This window comes from Myxococcus sp. NMCA1, assembly GCF_026810205.1.
In the GTDB taxonomy this organism is placed as follows: Bacteria; Myxococcota; Myxococcia; order Myxococcales; family Myxococcaceae; genus Myxococcus; species Myxococcus xanthus_A.
Window position 1 is genome coordinate 104,686 of the sequence record NZ_CP113950.1, and the last position, 16,753, is coordinate 121,438.

At 67.5% G+C, this 16,753-nt stretch carries 14 protein-coding genes; 11 read left to right on the forward strand and 3 right to left on the reverse strand.

All coding sequences use genetic code 11. The features are described from left to right. Positions 1-93 precede the first annotated feature (93 nt). Positions 94-816, reverse strand: coding sequence for a SitI6 family double-CXXCG motif immunity protein (gene sitI6, locus OZ403_RS00470; protein ID WP_140796885.1), 723 nt, complete (start codon positions 814-816; stop codon positions 94-96). 16 nt (positions 817-832) lie between these two features. Continuing rightward, entirely contained in the window at positions 833-1,510 is a 678-nt protein-coding gene (sitA6, locus tag OZ403_RS00475) for a SitA6 family polymorphic toxin lipoprotein (RefSeq protein ID WP_140796886.1), read from the reverse strand. 66 nt (positions 1,511-1,576) lie between these two features. Here sitA6 and OZ403_RS00480 point away from each other — a divergent pair, with 66 nt between their 5' ends. From OZ403_RS00480 to OZ403_RS00525, 10 genes are all read left to right on the forward strand, one after another. Continuing rightward, positions 1,577-1,987 carry a hypothetical protein gene (locus OZ403_RS00480; protein WP_140786590.1) on the forward strand — a complete coding sequence of 137 codons (411 nt, stop codon included), beginning with the start codon at positions 1,577-1,579 and terminating at the stop codon, positions 1,985-1,987. Positions 1,988-2,123: 136 nt separating this feature from the next. After that, positions 2,124-3,650 carry a CoA-acylating methylmalonate-semialdehyde dehydrogenase gene (locus OZ403_RS00485; RefSeq protein WP_140852781.1) on the forward strand — a complete coding sequence of 509 codons (1,527 nt, stop codon included), beginning with the start codon at positions 2,124-2,126 and terminating at the stop codon, positions 3,648-3,650. A 74-nt stretch (positions 3,651-3,724) separates the two neighbouring features. Continuing rightward, positions 3,725-4,978, forward strand: a complete 1,254-nt coding sequence (locus OZ403_RS00490) for a GTP cyclohydrolase II (RefSeq protein WP_140786592.1) — start codon at positions 3,725-3,727, stop codon at positions 4,976-4,978. Further along, a complete protein-coding gene (locus OZ403_RS00495; protein WP_140786593.1) occupies positions 4,971-6,182 on the forward strand; it encodes a DUF1688 family protein in 1,212 nt (403 codons plus the stop codon). The genes OZ403_RS00490 and OZ403_RS00495 overlap by 8 nt, the downstream gene beginning before the upstream one ends. A 12-nt stretch (positions 6,183-6,194) precedes the next feature. After that, positions 6,195-6,830 (forward strand): uracil phosphoribosyltransferase, encoded by a 636-nt coding sequence (upp, locus tag OZ403_RS00500; RefSeq protein ID WP_140786594.1) that lies wholly within the window; start codon positions 6,195-6,197, stop codon positions 6,828-6,830. Positions 6,831-6,941: 111 nt separating this feature from the next. Continuing rightward, the gene (locus OZ403_RS00505; RefSeq protein ID WP_237081680.1) at positions 6,942-7,451 is read left to right on the forward strand and encodes an MXAN_0125 family MYXO-CTERM protein; all 510 of its coding nucleotides are present in this window, start codon (positions 6,942-6,944) and stop codon (positions 7,449-7,451) included. Between the two features lie 389 nt (positions 7,452-7,840). Continuing rightward, a complete protein-coding gene (locus OZ403_RS00510; protein WP_140796887.1) occupies positions 7,841-9,163 on the forward strand; it encodes a CapA family protein in 1,323 nt (440 codons plus the stop codon). Between the two features lie 132 nt (positions 9,164-9,295). Continuing rightward, the gene (locus OZ403_RS00515; protein WP_268783224.1) at positions 9,296-11,311 is read left to right on the forward strand and encodes a putative metal-binding motif-containing protein; all 2,016 of its coding nucleotides are present in this window, start codon (positions 9,296-9,298) and stop codon (positions 11,309-11,311) included. 82 nt (positions 11,312-11,393) lie between these two features. Then, complete coding sequence (locus OZ403_RS00520; RefSeq protein WP_140786597.1) at positions 11,394-12,254, forward strand: hypothetical protein; 861 nt, start codon at positions 11,394-11,396, stop codon at positions 12,252-12,254. Next, a complete protein-coding gene (locus OZ403_RS00525) occupies positions 12,251-14,104 on the forward strand; it encodes a putative metal-binding motif-containing protein (protein ID WP_140786598.1) in 1,854 nt (617 codons plus the stop codon). The genes OZ403_RS00520 and OZ403_RS00525 overlap by 4 nt, the downstream gene beginning before the upstream one ends. A 3-nt stretch (positions 14,105-14,107) precedes the next feature. Here OZ403_RS00525 and OZ403_RS00530 read toward each other — a convergent pair whose 3' ends face one another. Beyond that, a complete protein-coding gene (locus OZ403_RS00530; protein WP_140786599.1) occupies positions 14,108-15,409 on the reverse strand; it encodes a chloride channel protein in 1,302 nt (433 codons plus the stop codon). Between the two features lie 220 nt (positions 15,410-15,629). Between OZ403_RS00530 and OZ403_RS00535 the strand changes: the two genes are divergently transcribed. After that, a complete protein-coding gene (locus OZ403_RS00535; RefSeq protein ID WP_140786600.1) occupies positions 15,630-16,679 on the forward strand; it encodes an SGNH/GDSL hydrolase family protein in 1,050 nt (349 codons plus the stop codon). Positions 16,680-16,753 lie beyond the last annotated feature (74 nt).

Consider the following 16,753-nt stretch of genomic DNA (forward strand, 5'->3'; position numbering starts at 1 on the left):
ACCGACGTGTGTGGCCTGTCAGCTGGGGCGCCGTGGGGATGCAGGGGACGAACACTTGAAAACAGAAGAGGCGTGCAGTGCCTCGTCCGGGTGTCAACGGGTGGGCAGCTCGCGGAAGGTGATGCCGTCGAGCTTCTGTCGCCGCACGGCCTCCATGAATCGCTCGGTCCCAACGACCATGGTCGCGAAGTTGCCGACCCGGAACAGGTCGACTCCCGAGGGGATCGAGGCGGCATCCAGGATGGGCGCTTCCGGGCGCGTGAAGCCATGCCGGCCGCATGTCCCGCATGGAGGCGGTACCTCGGGGGGGATGCAGTCGGGATGCAGGCGGCCCAGAGGTTCAATCTGGAGCTCCAGGAACGCGGGTGGGTTCTTCTGACGGAACGTCAGCTCCGTCCGGCAACCCACCAGTCCTTCGACGCCTTCCCCTTGAAGGCGCTCCAACACATCGGGCTGGACCAGCAGCAGCAGTTGCTCGACCCAGGCGATGAGGCCGAAACGTCCCGTGCCCTTGCCCGTCAATGGACCGAAGCCTGTTCCAGGGGGAAGGGCCGCATGCGGAGGTGCCAGAGGGCGCACCAGCTCTCGGAGTCGTGCGAACTCCGGGAGCGGCTCCGGGCGAGGTCGCTCGAACATCTCGCGTTCGGGAAGGTGGGACAGGTCGACGCAGGCATAGTCGTGCCCCACATCACTCCACGTGGCGCCGCACATGGGGCAGTGCACTCCTGGGAGGCCCCACTTGTGCCACGCATCGATGTAGCCGCCCTGGTTCGATGCGACCGTCGCGTCCTCGCCTAGCCAGAAGAACCGTGTCATCGGGGCGTCGAAGTCCTCATGTTCCAGGGCGGGAGTAGTACGACTGGATGGGGCCGCCCAGAAGTTGGAAGCGGTAGATGAGTTCCCCCGCGTGTCGATAGATTTCCTCAGGTGTGGCCCTGGGATTGGCCAGCATGAAGTCGCGCCAAGCCTGATTCCAGGCGCCACCCCGGCCATCGCCGCCGTGAATCTTCCGGTGGAGGTCGCGGGGAATCGGGAGGGTGTAGTTGTGAATCTTGACGCCCTGCCGCTCGAACCACCTGGCGAGCAGCTCGGCCTGCGGGAAGATGTGGTGCTTCTCGAAGCGGCCGGCTGGACGCTGGTGTGAGGGCGGGACTGCGCGCTCACGAGCCCCATTCCAGTTCGGAAAGACCATGACGGGTACAGCGCCGTTCGAGCGCTTCGTGTCGCGTCCCCAGTTCCGGCGGGGCCCGCTTCCTGGCGCGGCTGCGACTGGAGGGCGTGCGGGAGGGAAGCGCACCGGCTGGACTTCAGGGGCAACGTCTTCGCAGAAGTAGAGCCCGCACACGTCGAGGGTGCACTGGACCGCGACACATGGAGCGTCGTCGGAGGGGCGACACACCTCCTGGTCTTCGTTCGGTCCTCTCCGGCGTTCGTCATGCGCAACGGTCGAACAGCCCAGCAGGGACACGGCCAGCAGGAGCCAGAGCGCATGGGGGCGTCGCACAGTCATGGGACCCTCGCCGACGGAAGGCCTGGGCGTGCACGCCCCCCGCTCCGCGGTTACCTTCAGGCCGCCATGTCCCTTCGCAAGGATTACATCGAGCGGCTCATCGAGGAGTTCGCCGCCGCGCTGGCCCGCATCATCAAGGCGCGCCGGGAGAAGAAGCTCGCGGACGCCCAGCGCCTCATCCAGGAGACGGCGCTGTCCACGCTGGGCATGGAGTACACCGCGCTGCTGATGGCGGACCCGATGTCCACCGCGCGACTGCTGGGCTCCCCTACGCGCGTGAAGGTGCTCGCGCGCCTGGTCGCCGAGGACGGAGAGCTGATCGCCGAGCAGGGCGACGCCGCCACGGCCACTTCCCGCTTCCACTACGCGCTCGCGCTGTACGACGAGGTCCAGGTCCTGGGCCTCACGCTGGACGCCGATGACACGGCCACCATCGCCCGGCTGCGCGGCCTGCTGACCGCGCCCGACGCCCACTGAACGCAATCCCTCACACCTGTCCGAGAGATGGGTCCGCTACCTGACAGAGCAGGCACCTGGATGTCTACCATTGGGCGTGTCCGAGGGCACCCTCGGGGACCCCTGGGTTGCATGTCAGTCCATTCCCCTGGTTACAATGGCAGGCCATTTCTTCACGCCAGACACCTGGGGGGTGTGCGTGTCCTTCATCCAGCTTCCGCGGAGCGTTGTCTCGTGCCGTAACCTCGTTGGAGGAAGCTGGCAGGTGCCGCCCGGTGCGGCGCACCTCGATGTCCGGAGCCCTTACACGGGCACCGTCATTGGCAGGGTTCCCCTCACGCCCGCATCGGGAGTCGCCCAGGCGGTGGAGGCCGCGAAGGCAGCGGCGTCTTCCTGGAAGGACACCCCGCTGCGGGAGCGCACGCAGTACCTGTACCGCTTCCGTCAGCTCCTCGAGCGGGATTTGGACTCCCTGGCCCAGCTGGCCGCCAGCGAGGCGGGGAAGACGGTGGCGGAGGCCCGCGCGGGCCTGCTCAAGGGCATGGAGGTCTGCGACTTCGCTTTGTCCCTCCAGAATCTCGACACGGGCGCGCACCTGGAAGTCAGCCGCGGCGTCTCGTGTGAGTACCGCCGCGAGCCGCTGGGCGTGGTCGCCGGAATCACACCCTTCAACTTCCCGGCCATGGTGCCGATGTGGATGTTCCCCATCGCCGTCACGCTGGGCAACGCCTTCATCCTCAAGCCGTCGGAAAAGGTGCCGCTGACCGCGTGCGCGCTGGGCGAGCTCATGTGCGAGGCGGGCTACCCCGCGGGTGTCTTCTCCGTCGTGCACGGCGGCAAGGAGGCGGTGGACGCGCTGGTGGCGCATCCGGACGTGCAGGCGGTGGGCTTCGTCGGCTCGTCCGCGGTGGCGCGCCACCTGTACGCGGAGGGTTGCAAGCGCGGCAAGCGCGTGCTGGCGCTGGGCAGCGCGAAGAACCACCTCATCGTCGTGCCGGACGCGGACCCGGAGCTGACGCCGCAGGCGGTGGTGGACTCGTTCACCGGCTGCGCGGGCCAGCGTTGCATGGCGGCCAGCGTGCTGCTCGCGGTGGGCAACGTGGAGTCCATTCTCCAGGAAGTCGTCCGCCGCGCGGCGAAGCTGGAGGTGGGCCCCGACATGGGCGCCCTCATCGACCGGGGCTCGTTGGACCGCCTGGAGACGGCCCTTGCTCGCGCCGAGGCCGAGGGCGCGCGGGTGCTGCTGGACGGCCGTGGACGCAAGCCGCAGGGCGAGCCGTGGGCCGGTGGCAACTGGCTGGGCCCCACGCTGCTGGACGGCGTGCGCCCGGAGATGGAGGCCGCGCGGCGCGAGCTGTTCGGCCCGGTGCTCTCCATCGTCCGGGTGCCCACGCTGTCCGCGGCGCTGGCGGTGGAGAATGCGTCGCCCTACGGCAACGCGGCGTCCATCTTCACCACGAACGGTGGGGTGGCGCAGACGGTGGTGGAGGGCGTGCGTGCCGGCATGGTGGGCGTCAACGTGGGCGTCCCTGTTCCGCGTGAGCCGTTCTCCTTCGGTGGCACGGGCGATTCGCGCTTCGGGCACGGGGACATCACCGGGCCGTCCAGCCTCGACTTCTGGACGCAGGTGAAGAAGGTCACCCGCAAGTGGTCGGCCCGGACCGATGGCTCGTGGATGAGCTGAAGCGCGCCCCACGACGCGAAGCACCGCCCCCCGCACCCCGACTTTGCTCTCGCGCCCGCAAGGAGGGCGCTCCCATGGCCGAGAAGAAGAATCCCAATCACATCCGCCTCACCTCCCACCCGGATGGCGACGTTCCCAGTGTCCCCATCCACTGGGGAGCCGGTGAGCCGACGCGCCGGGGCCCCGTCGTGGCCACGCTGACGGAGGCCGGGCACCGCAACGTCATCGGCACGCATGCCGGCGCGTACGCGGTGTACCGCGCGCTCGCCGTGGCCGCGGGCATGCTGCCGCAGGACCACCGCGCGGACCTGAAGAACACCGCGCCCGCCGCGCAGGTGGGGCCGCATCCGTCGTGGAGCGACCCGCAGCGCATCGTCTCGCTGGACCCGTGGGGTGCCATCGCGCCGCAGGCGTTCCGGCCTTTCGCGGAGCAGGGCATCGACTTCCGGCCGACCATCGCCGTCACCAAGGCGCACATCAACTTCCCCGAGGTGCGCGACGCCATCGAGGCCGGGCGCCTGAAGCCGGACGGGGACCTGCTGCGCGACAACGGCGACATCAAGGTGACCAAGGCCGCGGTGGACCCGGTGTGGTACCTGCCGGGCATCGCGAAGCGCTTCGGCATGACGGAGAGCGCGCTGCGCCGCGGCCTCTTCGAGCAGACGGGCGGCATGTTCCCGGAGCTGATTACGCGCCCGGACCTGCACGTCTTCCTTCCGCCCATCGGCGGGCTGACGTTGTACGTCTTCGGCGGCATCGAGACGCTGGCGGACCGGGACGTGCCGCTGACAGCGCGCGTGCATGACGAGTGCAATGGCTCCGACGTGTTCGGCAGCGACATCTGCACCTGCCGGCCCTACCTGGCGCACGGCATCGAGGAGTGCGTGCGCACGGCGCAGGCGGGCGGCGCGGGGCTCATCGTCTACCTGCGCAAGGAAGGCCGGGCGCTGGGCGAGGTGACGAAGTTCCTCGTGTACAACGCGCGCAAGCGGCAGGAGGGCGGCGACTCCGCGGCCACCTACTTCCAGCGCACCGAGTGCGTGGCCGGCGTGCAGGACATGCGCTTCCAGGAGCTGATGCCGGACGTGCTGCACTGGCTGGGCATCACCCGCATCCACCGCTTCGTGTCGATGAGCGACATGAAGCACGACGCGATTACGCGCTCAGGCATCGAAATCCTGGAGCGCGTCCCCATCCCCGACGAGCTCATCCCCGCCGACGCGAAGGTGGAGATGGAGGCGAAGAAGGCCGCGGGCTACTTCACGCAAGGGCCGGTGGCGGACGCTGCGGGGTTGGCGCAGGTGAAGGGACGGGACCTCGATGTCTGATTCCGCATTGGCGAGGTCGGACCTCTCTCCCGCCGTTGCGTGGCTGCGCACGCCGTCCGCCATCCGGGAGCGGTGCCACCAGCTGTTGGACCTGGGGCTGGCGGGCAAGCTGGAGCACTTCCGTGTCGAGCCGTCGCGGCTGCCCATCGTCGTGGACACGGTGCTGCACGTGACGCGCGAGCACTACCCCACGCTGGACGTGCCGCTGCACAGCCGCTGGCGCCACTTCGACGTGGGCGGCGTGGCCCGGCTGGCGGAGCTGGAGGCGCGGCTGAAGGACGCCTCTCTCCAAGAGCGGGCGCGCGCGAAGCTGGACCTGGTGGTGGTGAGCGTACTGCTGGACGCGGGCAGTGGTCCGCAGTGGCGCTACCAGGAGGCCGGCGGGAAGACGTGGGCGCGCTCCGAGGGACTGGCCGTGGCCAGCTTCCGCATGTTCATGGAGGGGCGCTTCTCATCGGACCCGGACCGGCCGCTGCGCGTGGACGCGGAGGCGCTGGGCCGGCTCACGCGTGAGGCGCTCGCGCAGGGCATGCAGGTGACGGACACCAACCCGGTGGATGGCTTGGAGGGCCGGCTGCACCTGCTGCACGGGCTGGCGAAGGTGCTGCCTCGGCCGGGTGCGTTGCTGGACATCATCACCGCGCAGCAGCGCAGCGTGCGCGCCGCGGAGCTGCTGGGGCTAGTGCTGGAGGTGCTGGGCCCCATCTGGCCGGGCCGGGTGATGGTGGACGCGGTGAACCTGGGCGACGTGTGGCCGCATCCCGCGCTGGGGTCGGTGGAGAGCCTGGAGGCGCTGGTGCCCTTCCACAAGCTGTCGCAGTGGATGACGTATTCCCTGGTGGAGCCGCTGTCCGATGCGGGCGTGGTCGTGACGGAGCTGGATGGCCTCACCGGCCTGCCCGAGTACCGCAACGGCGGCCTGCTGGTGGACCTGGGCGTGCTGTCGCCTCGGGAGCCGCGCCTCTTCACTCAGTCCTTTCACCCGGGTGACGAGCCCATCGTGGAGTGGCGCGCGCTGACGGTGGCGCTGCTGGACCGGGTGGCGGCGCTGGTGCGTGGCCGGCTGGGCCTGAGCGCGGAGGAGCTGCCGCTGGGGAAGGTGCTCCAGGGTGGCACGTGGACCGCGGGCCGGCGCGTGGCGGCGGAGCGGCGTCCCGGGGGTGGGCCGCCCATCCGCGTGGACAGTGACGGCACGGTGTTCTGACGGGAGGACGCAATGGAATTTCCGAACTGCACGGTGGTGGACCACCCGCTGGTGAAGCACAAACTCACGCAGATGCGCCGCGTGGAGACGAGCACCGCCTCCTTCCGGGCGCTGCTCCAGGAAATCTCACTGCTGCTCGCCTACGAGGCCCTGAGAGACCTCAAGGTGCGCGAGGAGGACATCCAGACGCCCATGGCGCGCACGATGGCGCCGGTGCTGGATGGCAAGAAGCTGGTGCTGGTGGCCATCATGCGCGCGGGGCAGGGCATCCTCGACGGGATGCTGCAGCTGGTGCCCTCCGCGCGCGTGGGGCACATCGGCCTGTACCGGGACCCGGAGACGCTGTCGCCGGTGGAGTACTACTACCGCGTACCCGGCCAGCTCGCGGACCGGGACGTGGTGGTGTGCGACCCGATGCTCGCCACGGGGAACTCGGCGGTGGCCGCGCTCCAGCGATTGAAGAAGAGCAAGCCCGGCTCGCTGCGCTTCGTGTGTCTGCTGGCGTGCCCGGAGGGCCTGACGAACCTGCGCGAGCACCACCCGGACGTCCACGTCTACACCGCGGCCATCGACGAGCGGCTGGACGAGCACGGCTACATCCTCCCGGGCCTGGGCGACGCGGGTGACCGGCTCTTCGGAACCAAGTAGCGCGGTGGAGGAGATACCCATTACCCGGCAACGGTGACTTGGCGTGCGGCCGTGTCCGGGACAGGATGCGCGCCGCGGACGGGGCCGGCGCAATCGGGTTGGGAGCAGTCGATGCAAGGAATGCTTGTTCGCGCCCGGCGCATGATGGTCTGGCTGGGCTGCGCCAGTGCGCTGGGACTGTCGGGAATCGCCCGGGCGGAGTCGGAGCCGTGCGCGTGCTCCACGTCGAACCAGAGCGTCGTCTCCGAGGTGCCGTGCCTCATTTTCCGCGCGTCCGTCAGCTGCGGACTGAGCAACGTGCGCAACGCCTGTGCGCAGACGGTGACGCTGGTCGACTGGCCGTTGTCGAGCTGTCCGGACAGCGTGTGCACCCAGGCGCTCGCGCCACGTGGAGAGGCGGGCTTCATCTTCGGCAGGGAGGAGTTCGAGAGAGAGCGCTTCGTCGAACAGGCCTACACGGTGCGCGTGGACGGCGTGGACCAGCGGCTCGCCATCAGCGCGGAGGTGACGTGCAGGGACGTCCGCGACTCCGATGGCTGTGCAGCGGCGCCGGGTGCGCTGGGCGCTGCGGGGGTGGCGCTGCTGGTGGGCGCGGTGGCTCGCCGGCGCCGTGGAGCTTGAGCGCAGGCCCTGAGCGGCGCTGTCCGCCGGGACGTACAAGTGTGCGCCGGCGGGCGGTGTGTTGCTGAAGTGGGTGAGCACGGCCACCAGCTCCACGTCCTGCAGGTGGCCCATGGACGGCATGGGGGAGCCCCAGCGAGGGCTCGTCAAGCCGTAGAGGTGCGGCTCCACCCAGTATTCGCGTCCCCCCCGGCGCGGCGAAGAGGCGCGCGGTGTTCGTGAGGCCGGGGTACTGGTCCCAGCCCTGGCCTTCGCGGCCGTGGCAATTGCGGTAGCTACCCGCGCGAGGGTGACGTGAGCAGCGACAAGGGCAAGCCGTAGGAGCCGCGGTTCGCCGGTACCCGGGGTCCCCTTCCAGGGATGCCGGGTGTCTGGATTAGGGTGGAGGCGTGTCCGCCTCCGTCTTGCTGCTGTTGCCCCTGCTTTGTGCCTCCGCCCCCACGCGCGTGGAGCTGGTGTTTGGTGGGGATGTGATTCCCCATGGCGAGGTGAAGGAGGTCGCGAGGCTGCACGCCCGCACCGGGGCGCCGCCACCGGAAGGGGGCCGTGCGCCCTCGCTCAACCATGAGGGCTGGGACCATGTCTTCGGGCCCATCGCGGACGTGCTGCGCACCGCGGACGTGGGCGTCGTGAATCTGGAGACGCCCGTCACCGACAACAAGAAGGCGGTCGCGCGGGAGCTCTTGTTCAACGCGCCGTCGGCCATGGTGCACGCGCTGGCCTCGGCCGGGGTGAAGGTGGTGTCCACCGCGAACAATCACGCGAGGGACCAGCACCCCGTGGGTATGTTGGAGACGCTGCGGCACCTGGATGCGGCGGGCATCCGCCATACGGGCACGGGCGCGACGAAGGACGCCGCGTGGGAGCCCGCCTTCGTGGACGTGCGCGGCGTGAAGGTGGGGTTCCTGTCCTTCACGCGCATGCTGAATGGCTTCAGCAATCCGAAGGATGCGCAGGCGCCGCATGTCGCGCTGGTGCCCTATTCGCGGCACGAAGCGCACCGAGGGCTTCAACCCGAACAGGCCGTGGAGGCCGTGCGCGCCGCGGCGGCGCGGTGTGACGCGCTCATCGTGCTGGTGCACTGGGGGACGGAGTACAAGGCCACGCCGCTGCCAGAGGACCGTGCGTTGGGACGCGCGCTGCTGGACGCGGGGGCGAGGGCGGTCATCGGGCACCATCCGCACGTGCTCCAGCCGCTGGAGTCGTACCAGACGGTGGATGGGCGCAAGGGGCTCATCGCGTACTCGCTGGGCAACCTGGTGGCGAACCAGGACCGCTTCTACCGGCACGAGGTGGGGGCGAAGAGCTCGGGGGGCGACCGGCGGGATTCGATGTTGTTGCGGCTGTCGCTGGTGCGGCCCATGCCCGGTGTGTCGGTAGCGCTGGAGGAAGTGGCGGTGCTGCCGGTGTGGATTGAGAACAACGCGGTGGGGCGGGCGCGAAATGAGTCGCGGAACATCCAGCCAGTGCTCATCGACCGGGAGGTGGAGGAGGTGACGGCGCGGCTGGCGTTGCTGGCGGCGCGCCCCGCGCCTCTGGACAAGGAGACTCGCGCGCAGAAGGCCTTGCTGGAGCGGCGGCTGGAAGGCTCCAAGCACCGGCGTGAGCGCATCCTCCGGATGTTGCCGGAAGGGTTCGCGGTGGCGTCGCCCGAGTTGCGTCAGCGTGGGTCGGTAGCAGTGCCCCCAGGGCGGTTGGCTTCACAGCCTTGACGGTGAAGGCACACGGGGATGTGCCTCAGGCCATTCTGGTTGTGAGATGTCCATGGTCTTTCATTCAGGCGGACTTCAGGGTGAGTCGGCTTCTGGGCAAGTCACGCCTGGGGTTGGGGTAGAGTGCACCCTATGCGTCAATCCGCCATTCTCCTCCTGCCTCTGTTGTTGCTGGCCTGCAAGAAGGACTCGAAAGAGCCGGACACGAAGCAGGCTGCGGTTCACGTCAAGATTGGCCACCACCCGAAATTCAGTCAGGGCTGCATCACGGTGGAGGCCCATGGTGGCACCGGTGAGACGGTGCTCGCGGAGTTCAAGGAGCCCGGTCAGTTCGACTCCAACGACCCGGTGTTGAACGTTGCTGTCTTCCGGAAGGCGGACTGGGGGCGGGATGTCGAAATCACCGTCAGGGCTTTCGAGAAGGGCTGCGCGGCGGAGCAGTTGGTGGATGAGCGGAAGCAGACCTTCAGCTTCGCTTCCGCGGGCCGGCAGGAGTGGCTGCTCGAGGACCTGCACACCGCTGACGAGGACGGTGACGGCTTCGTCTCACCGGGTGGTCCGATGAACCGGGGGACGGACTGCAATGACCTGCGGGCGACGGCTTTCCCCGGCGCGCTGGAGCTCTGTAACGGCCTGGATGACAACTGCGACGGCCGGATGGAAACGGGGGTCGTCAACAGGGTCTGGTACCTGGACAGCGACCGCGACAGCTTCGGACGCAATGAGCCCGGGACGGAGGCTTGTGACCCGCCGAGTGAACTTCATGTCGAGGTGACGGGGGATTGTGACGACGAGCGGGGCGACATCCATCCAAACGCCGTGGAGGCGTGCAACGGCTTGGATGACAACTGCGACGGGAGCGCTGACGAGTTGTTCAAGGAGGGGCCGGGGGCACTGGGGACGGCGTGCACGGAAGCCTGCAACGGGACGTATGCATGCAACGGCGCGCAGACGGGGACAGTCTGTGTCGGCACGCCTTCGACGCCGCTCTACACGGACGCGGACGCCGACGGAGAGGGCGAGAAGGACAGCGCACCGGTAGGCGAGCTGTGCCCTGGCGAGGCACCGCCTCCCATGATGGCGGCGAACACGCTGGACTGTGATGACGCTGACCGCGCCACGAATACCCAGGCGACGGAGGTCTGCGACGGCCTGGACAACGACTGCGATGGGCAGGTGGATGAGCAGATGTCCTGCGGCTCGCTGAGGAAGGTGGTGGACCCCGTGCTGGCAGGGGGCAACTGGAGGACGGTCGCCGTGCACCCGAGTGGTTACCCGGTGTGGGTGGCGGGATTGGGTGGCAGGCTGGCGGTGAAGATGGACGCGACTTCAGCGTTCGTGAGTCACAGCGGGGATACGACGACTCGGTGTGGGCCGGCCGGAAACACGCTGGACTGGCACGCGTCGTGGGTCAATCCCCATAATGGTTATCTTATCGTGGTTGGCGAAGACGGTTGGATTGGCGAGCACAACGGCGGCTCCTGTTCTCAATCCCAGAACAACCTCCCTGGCAACAGCGATTATTTCTCCAGTGTCGTTGGAGTAGGAAACCCAGCTCAAGTATTCGCAGCCTCCACCCTGGGTCACTTGTATGAGTGGACAGGCGCTGCCCAGCGCCACGACTCACCTGGCCGGTACTGGGGGCTCCATGCAAACGGCAATGATGCGCTGTATGCAGTGGGCTCGACAGGAGAGTCGTCACCGCTGACGCCGGTGGTGAATCTCTACACCCGCACTAGCACCTGGGGCACTCCGGCAGTGCACAACCTCCAGGGGACCGCGGGCTACAACGGCGGCTTGCGAGCGGTATGGGCTGCGGACGCGACGCTCATCTACGCGGTGGGCGACGGTGGCTTGGTGGTGAAAGGCAGTGGGCAGTCAAGGGACTGGGAGCGGGTGCTTCCTCCCTCGGGGCCCGCAGTCGATTACGTCAGTGTGGCTGTCCCCCCCGGGACCATGAATGCCTACGTCATTGGCAACGAGGGCAATGCAGGACGGCTACAGCGGCTGACCTCGAACGGATGGGCCAAGACTCCCGCCTTCACCCCAAGCGCACCAAACGTGCCAATTCGTGACATCGCGATGACCTCCTCAAGCAACTTTTGGATCGTAGGCGACGACGGAAACGTCTACCACTTCCCGGAATAGTCACCCGCTGCTCAGCCATGGGTTGATGGGTTGGCTCCGGTAGGGTTTTGCCTGATGTGTCTGTCTGGCCTAAGGTCCAGGCATGCTTGGTGCCATGACCTGGGGGCGGTGCCTGCCGCTCGCCGCATGCATATGGATTGTCATTCCAGTGCATGCGGCCAGCGCAGATAGCGATTTTGAGCGTCATGTCGCGGAGGCCGTGCGCCTCTACGATGACCTCGAGTATGAGCGTGCCCTCGAGCAACTGGATCGTGCCCGAGGGAGCCTCCGAGGGACGCGCGATCGAATGTCGCTGGCGTTGTATCGCGGCATCATCAGCGCGGACCTCGGGCGGTGGCAGGCGGCGCGTGACGAGTTCCGCTCAGCCCTCCTACAGGAGCCAGGTGCTCGCCTTCCCTTGCGCGTTTCCCCCAAGGTCTCACGGGAATTCGAGGCCCAGCGTGCGCTCGCGAAGGCAGAGCTGGCGCGTAGGCGAAAGGACTCGCCCACGCGTGAAGCGGAGCGCGTCGAGCAGTCCGAGGTGGAAACGGAGTCGATTGCAGACGCTTCTTCAGGGCTGCCTGCTGCGCTGATACCTGACCAACAGGCTACGGCTTCGAGCCCAATGGAAGTCCAAGGCACACCAGCAACGTCGAGCGCTTACTGGATGCGCATTGGGGGGCGGCAGGTGCCGCTCGCAAGTCTGGTGCTGCTGGGTGCTGGCATTGCGGCAGGAGGGACGGGAACTGTCTTCGGCGTTTCTTCTCGAGGACAGATCGCGGACGCTCGGGAGGCAAGGTTCTACGAGCATCTCGTGGCGCATCACAGCCGTGCGCAGCGCAGCGCGAGAACGGCCAACGTCCTCTTTGGTACGGCCGGGGTTGCGGCGGCGGGCGCCCTGGTGACCTGGCTCCTGTTGGGAGAGCGGGACGAGGCTGTCACGCAGCAAGGGGGAGTACGATGATGCGCTGGAGCGTGGCATGGCTGCTGCTGTTCACCGCGTGCTCCGTCCCGAGCCTGGAGGAACTCCAAGGGAAACGTCCTCTGGCATGTGATGCGCAGCATGCCTGTGGATCGGGACAGGTATGTGTTTTGGGTGCCTGTCAGGAGAGTCCCTGTGGTTCAACCACGCCGACGGTGGCATATGCGGATGCGGATGGGGACGGCTTCGCCGATGTGAATGCGCCTTCGCGCGTGTTCTGTGGCACCGTTCCGGCTGGCTATTCCACGACCCAAGGGGACTGCGACGACACGCGTGCGGAGGCTTATCCTGGCGCGCCGGAACTCTGTAACGGCCTGGATGACAACTGCGACGGCCAGATGGAAACGGGGGTCGTCAACAAGGTCTGGTACCTGGACCACGATCGCGACAGCTTCGGACGCAATGGGCCCGGCACGGAGGCCTGTGACCCGCCGAGCGAACTTCATGTCGAGATGACGGGGGATTGTGACGACGAGCGGGCCGACATCCACCCCAACGTCGTGGAGGCGTGCAACGGCTTGGATGACAACTGCGACGGGCGCGTCGACGAGTTGTTCAAGGAGGGGCCGGGGGCACTGGGGACGGCGTGCACGGAAGCCTGCAACGGGACGTATGCATGCAACGGCGCGCAGACGGGGACGGTCTGCGTCGGCACGCCTTCGACGCCGCTCTACGCGGACGCGGACAGCGACGGAGAGGGTGAGAAGGACAGCGCGCCGGTGGGAGATCTCTGCCCTGGAGAGACGCTGCCTCCCATGATGGCGACGAACATGCTGGACTGTGATGACGCTGACCTCGCCACGAACACCCAAGCGACGGAGGTCTGCGACGGCCTGGACAACGACTGCGATGGGCAGGTGGATGAGCAGATGTCCTGCGGTTCGCTGAAGAGGGTGGTGGACCCCGTGTTGGCAGGGGGCAACTGGAGGACGGTGGCGGTGCACCCGAGTGGTTACCCGGTGTGGGTGGCGGGATTGGATGGCAGGCTGGCGGTGAAGATGAACGCGACTTCAGCGTTCCTCAGCCACGGCGGGGATACGGCGACTCGGTGTGGGCCGGCCGGAAACACGCTGGACTGGCTCGCGGCCTGGATTAATCCCCATAATGGTTATCTTATCGTGGCCGGTGAAGACGGTTGGATTGGCGAGCACAACGGCGGCTCCTGTTCCCCAGCCCAGATCAACCTCCCTGGCAATAGCGATTACTTCTCCAGTGTCGTTGGAGTAGGAAATCCAGTTCAAGTATTCGCAGTCTCCACCTTGGGCCACTTGTATGAGTGGACAGGTGCGACTCAGCGCCACGACTCGCCCGGTCGATACTGGGGGCTCCATGCGAACGGCCTGGATGCACTGTATGCGGTGGGCTCGACAGGAGAGTCGTCGCCGCTGACGCCGGTCGTGAGTCTCTATACCCGGAGCACCACCTGGGGCACTGCAGCAGTGCACAATCTCCAGGGAATCGCGGGCTACAACGGAGGCTTGCGAGCGGTGTGGGCTTCGAGCCCGACCCTCATCTACGCGGTGGGTGACAGCGGCTTGGTGATGAAAGGCAGCGGGCAATCAAGGGACTGGGAACGGGTGCTCGCTCCTGCGGAGCCGGCAGTCAACTACGTCAGTGTGGTGGCCCCTCCCGGTACCGAAGCTGCCTACGTCATTGGCAACGAGGGCAATGCAGGACGGCTACAGCGGCTGACCCCGAACGGGTGGGCCAAGGCTCCCGCCTTCACCCCAAGCGCACCGAACGTGCCGCTCCGCGACATCGCCATGACCTCCTCAGGCAACTTCTGGATCGTCGGCGACGACGGAAACGTCTACCACTTCCCGGAGCCGTAGCCCTCAGCCGCCGCCCCGTCCCTCAGGCCCTGAGGGCGGGGTGCGGTCCTCGCGGGTCAGCTCCCGCAGGGCCACGATTTTCTCCAGCAGCGGACCTCCGTGTTTCATCCGTGCAATCCGCTGTGACGGATAGATGCCCCGTTGCCCCGTGAGGAGGTACGCCACCGTGGCCACAATCGCGACGTGGGGCAACACGTTCGCCCCCAACAGCTCCACGGCCATGATGGACAGCGCCAGCGGCGTGTTCGCCGCCGCCGCGAACAGGGCCGCCATGCCCACCGCCGCGCCCAAATCCAACGGTAGGCCCAACAGCCGCGCCAGGACGTTGCCCAGCGACGCGCCGATGAAGAACAGCGGCGTCACCTCGCCACCCAGGAATCCCGCGGCCAGCGTCACCACCGTGAAGGCAAGCTTCCACGCGAACGCCGACACGGGCAGCGCCGGGTCCTCGAAGGCCCGCTGGATGCCCGGTACCCCCAGGCCCAGGTAGTCATCCGTACCGGCCAGCAGCCACAGCAGCAGCACAGCCAGACCGCCCAGCGCCATCCGCAGCGGCAGCACCTGCACGCGTTGCTCCAACAGCTTCTTCAGCCGGTGCATCAACTCCACGAACACCACCGCCACCACGGCCACCGCCACCGCGAACACCAGCCACTTCGCCAACACCGCCACCGTCAGCGGCAGCGCCCCCGGCGCCGGATACGGCGTGTGGTGGATGCCCAGCCCCCGCGTCACCAGGTCGCCCACCACCGACGCCACCAGCGCGGGCAGCAGGGCCTCGTAGCCCATGCGCCCCACCACCACGACCTCCAGCCCGAACACCGCCCCCGCCACCGGCGTGCCGAACACCGAACCGAACCCACCCGCGATGCCCGCCGCCAGCAACTCGCGGCGCGTCTCCGGGCCCACCCGGAAGCGCCGCGCCACCAGGTCCGCCAGACTGCCGCCCATCTGCACCGCTGTGCCCTCGCGGCCCGCGCTGCCGCCGAACAGGTGCGTCAGCACCGTCCCCACCAGCACCATGGGCGCCATGCGCACCGGCACCTGGGCGTCGCTCGCGTGCACTGTGTCCAGCACCAGGTTGTTGCCCCCGCGAATGGGCCCACCCCACTTCCCGTACACCGCCCCCAGCACCAGCCCCGCCACCGGCAGCGCGTACACCAGCCACGGGTGCCCTTCCCGGAAGTGTGTCGCTTCGTCCAGCAGGTACAAAAAGACCGCGGACGCCACGCCGCAGACGACGCCCACCAGCCCACCCAGGAGCAGCCACTGCATCAGCGCTCTCGTGCCACGGGAAAGATTCACGTGAAACACTCCGGACCTGGGTGAAACATGATGAAACACCGCGTCAAAGGCTTGCTCGCGTCATTCTTACGACATCGTTTCAAACACGGGTGAGGTCATGCCAACACCAGCATTTCTGGCATGGTGCGTTATCCTTGTTTAAAGGTGATTTGCGAATCGACGCCATGTAGCCTCCGCGCTCCCCCAACAACCCCCCAGTGGGAATCCAAAGGAGCGGGGCATGTCTTTCCGTCACAGCGGGATGTCCGTCGTCGCCATGTGCGCGGCCTTCACGGTCGGTGGTAGCGCGATGGCGAGCACCCTCAACCAGAACACGTCGTGGACCATCGACCAGCCGTCGACGTCGACGAAGTACCGCGTGGTGGCTTACGGCGACTCCATCTACGCCGGCTACAACGGTTCCGTCTTCTTCTGGAACGTGGCCCGCCGCGCGGCGCCGGTGGTGCAGGGCGAGGACCTGGCGCGGAAGTGGAACGCGGACGTGGAGGTCATCCGCCGCACCAAGTCCGGCGCGAAGGCGGACGACATCTACAACAACAAGATTGTCTCTGAGCGCTCGTACATGCAGGCGGCCAACACCCGCGTCGTCATGTTCGAGATGTGTGGCAACGACTACCTCCAGGCGCGCAGCGCCTTCTCTGGGCAGACGGGCACCTGTAACTACTCCGGCCTGGAGTCCGCCCTGGCGACCTGCACCACGTACATGGAGCGGGCGATGCAGACCATCAACCAGTACGCGCCCGCCACCGCGACCAAGATCATCTCCAACATCTACTACCCGGGCTTCAACGCGGACAACGTGAACACCCAATGCCGGGACTCCGCCACGGGCCAGGTGGTGAACAAGCGGGAGAAGTTCCTGCCGCTGCTGGCGAGGAGCAACTGGCGTGCGTGCAGCCTGGCGGCTCGTCACGGCTTCAAGTGCGCGGACTCGTTCGCGGAGTACATGGCCGCGGATTATGACTCCAACGGCGATGGCAAGGTGGACTCCGAGGCCATTCGCTACATCGAGGGCGAGTCCGAGGCGGCGTACGTCCAGCGCATCTCCGTCACGCTGCGCTCCACGCTGCGCGACTCCAACACGCACTTCGTCAACGCGAGCACCAGCTACGACTACCTCCAGTCTGACGACACCCACCCGACCTACACCGGTGGCACCATCTCCAGCTCTGGCGGCACCGGCGCGCTGCCCGCCGACACCTCGACCTGGAACAAGACTGGCCACGACCGCATGGGCTGGGAGAGCGCGAAGTTCAACCCCACGCCGTAGTCGCTGCGACCGCGCTCACGCCTCGGGTGTGGGCGCGGTGCTTGGGCCTCCGGTTGCCTTCGGGAACCGGGGGC